Origin of the sequence: Lacticaseibacillus manihotivorans DSM 13343 = JCM 12514 (assembly GCF_001435035.1) — a bacterium.
In the GTDB taxonomy this organism is placed as follows: domain Bacteria; phylum Bacillota; class Bacilli; order Lactobacillales; family Lactobacillaceae; genus Lacticaseibacillus; species Lacticaseibacillus manihotivorans.
In genome coordinates this window covers 1-3,102 of the sequence record NZ_AZEU01000257.1, presented here as the reverse complement: position 1 = coordinate 3,102, position 3,102 = coordinate 1, and the positions used below count along the sequence as shown (strand labels likewise).

The 3,102-nt window shown below is 44.7% G+C and carries 3 protein-coding genes; all 3 read right to left on the bottom strand.

The genetic code is table 11. The annotated features are described in order from the left end of the window. Positions 1-1,875 (bottom strand): ABC transporter ATP-binding protein (locus FD01_RS13280; protein WP_056964764.1); only part of this gene is annotated, 1,875 nt, incomplete at its 3' end. Positions 1,876-2,213: 338 nt separating this feature from the next. Continuing rightward, positions 2,214-2,663, bottom strand: a complete 450-nt coding sequence (locus FD01_RS16745) for a protein-export chaperone SecB (RefSeq protein ID WP_056964762.1) — start codon at positions 2,661-2,663, stop codon at positions 2,214-2,216. Further along, positions 2,663-3,102, bottom strand: a 440-nt coding sequence (locus FD01_RS13270) for a hypothetical protein (RefSeq protein ID WP_235802967.1), incomplete at its 5' end; no start/stop codon positions are given. The genes FD01_RS13270 and FD01_RS16745, both read right to left, overlap by 1 nt.

Sequence of the window (3,102 nt, the reverse complement as noted above, 5' to 3'; positions counted from 1 at the left end):
AGTTCGCCTCACGGTGTCGTGCCACGGAGTGGCTAACTTGTTCTTGCAATTTGCGACTTTATCTTTTAACTTGAAAGTCGTTGGATAAATTTGAATCGAACTTGGGGTGCTGGAGCCGCCTAAGCTGGTCAACAACGCTGACCGCGTGGAATTATCCATGGTTTGACCAGTGATCACGTTAGCTGAACTTGCTTTTTGGGCAGTGACAATGGCCGAATCCTTGTTGGTGTTCAACACATCTTTGGTCAAAGCTGCGCTATAAGCAATCCCGCTGGATAACAAGCCATCGGAGTTCTTGGACTTCACGCGGACGATCCCCGCGATGGTCAACGTCTTGGTTTTGGCAGCGCTGGCCATTTTGGCATAATCCGTGCCTGGCATATAAGTCCCAGTTGGTAACTTACTATAGTAGTCATCGTTAGCGACCACTTTGACTTGGGTGCCCACTAAATCTTTATATTGAACCTTTTGGCCTTCTTTGGCTGTGTAGCCGAGGTTCTTCAAGGCATTGATATCAACAGAGTTATCTTTGTTCACCACTAAAATGATATCGTTGGCACTAGTCGGGTATTTCCCGGCGATCACTTTATAGTAAGTCTTCAAGAAACTTTGGCCACCATTGCGATCGATCGGATAAACCGAACCGCCGATCCCAGTCGAAGCGGCCATCATCGCGCTGGCGTTGACCGTGTTGCTGTCAGGATCAGAAGTCGAGAACGTGACAGTTTTATACTTGCCATTGACTTCGCGAATCAAATTCATCCCAGTCCCATAAGTCACCGCAATATTTTTGGCGTCTTTTTTCGGCATTTGGTTGACGTAAGCCAGATACTTCTTCGTCAACTTATTGGTGTGTTGCGCTTTTTCAGCATCAGACTTTTCGGCAGTCAAATGATCGGCTTTGGAGAAAGTCTTGGTTTTAGTCCCAGTCATCATTGAACTGGTATCAGTCCCAGTTTGCGAAATCCTGACTGGCATCGAGGCCATGGCTTCTGATTGCGTTTTATCAATTTGTTTTTGGAAACCATTAGACAGCGCGAGCACCACCGCAATGGAAATGATCCCGATGCTGGAAGCAAATACCGTCAAAAAGGTCCGGCCTTTTTTGGTGCGGATGTTGTTGAAACTGAGCTTCAACGCCGTCCAATAACTCATCTTCGTCCGGTTGAGTTTAAACTCATCGGTTTTTTCATGTTCAACATGCGGATTGGAATCATGTTGGATCTGCCCATCAGCAAATTCGATCACCCGATCCGCATATTTGCGGGCCAATTGTGGGTTATGCGTGACCATGATGACCAAGCGTTCTTTGGATAAGTCCCGGATCAACTTCATGATTTCTTCAGAAGTTTCGGAATCCAAAGCGCCAGTAGGTTCATCAGCAAGTAAAATCTCAGGATCATTGGCGATCGCCCGCGCAATGGCGACCCGTTGCATTTGGCCCCCAGATAATTGTTGCGGCGACTTGTGCATGTGCTCTTTTAAGCCCACGCGGATCAACGCATCTTCAGCGCGCTGTTTCTTTTCAGCCGCTGGGACGCCAGACAAGGTCATCCCCATTTCCACGTTATCGATGATCGACAGGTGCGAAATCAAATTATACGACTGGAAAATGAAGCCAACGGAATTGTTCCGATACGCATCCCAATCAGCATCTTTAAAGGCTTTAGTCGACTTGCCTTTGATCAGCAAATCCCCGGAATCATAGCGATCCAAGCCACCGATAATATTCAACATGGTGGTTTTCCCAGAACCAGAAGGCCCTAAGATCGCAACAAATTCTTGTTGGCGAAAAGCCACCGACACATCATCTTGCGCTTTGGTGGTGGTGCCACCCACATTGTAATATTTCTTGATATGTTTTAATTCAAGCACGCTGTTTTCCCCTTTGATGCCACGCGGACGACGCCGACATGGATACTTGACAATTGCTAACTATATCGGCATAGTCTAGTCACCGCATCAGTATTAAGACTGAAACAGCTATATACCGCGCCACATAAGTGTTTGTAAAACTTATTATAGCATACGATTTGTGACCAGATTTCCCGTTAATATCTCGTTTTTTCCCGTTAAATCTGGTCAATTTCTGGTCAAAAAGTCTCTCACACATCGGTTTTAATAACGCAAACGTCGCCCAGTTGGGCTTATTTTTTTGCAATCAAAAAGCCCACCGGATGGCAGACTACGAGCAAAAAAATAAGCCCGAAGGCCTATATTTCAATACTGTGTTCACTAAATAAGTCGGTCGTTCTAATCGTTGGTAGCAGGACCGTCTGCGCCGAATCGAGACCGGTAACCATAGAAATGGTACTGCGAACATATGGAAATAAAATAGCTGTCCCGTTTACTGTTAAAATCCGGCCAATTTCGTCCCTATCGTTTAGGTCGTCGGAGACATCAAAAAAAGCGGATATAGTTATCAGGATTGCCTTTGATTCAGCATTATTTTCCGTGTTAATCGACTCAGAACCTATCTTTAGTGAAACATCCAAAACAAGTTTTCCGTGATACAAATCGTCAGTAATTGCAACACTCGGCTTCAAATGGAATCCCACGGGGATCGATTCGCTTACGTGCTTATCAAGAGTATATTGCAAGTTTTCAATTGTGTACGCTTGGAGCGAGATTACCGGCTTTGCCGATTTTTTTTCATTTTTCACTATGCAGCCTCGTCGAGAAATTTGTCAGTATGCTTCTGATGTCTGTCGCTCGTCTTAACGTGGTAATCATGAAATATTTGTCCACGCTGTCCTTTCGGCAATACATTCTGCTGGTTTGAAAGTTTTACTATTTCGGTAAGTCGTTGAACCGTTGCGGTAATTTGCTTGACCTGGTCCATATCTTCCGGAAGAATTCGTGCTGAATCTAATAAACTTTGAATCGCACGTTTCACGGTTCCGGTAAGCATTTTGGTCCGAACTCTATCCTGAATAGTCTCGATTTCTTTCTCAGTGGCCTTGAAACCCGAGTTTCTCAATTTTTCGTCAAATTGGTCAAGGGTAAGTGTTTCATATTTCATAAGTTTTCCCTCCTCAACAGAAGCGGTACTGTCAAACGTACCTCGTTTAAATTCATAATTTCCGAACAATAAAAAACACC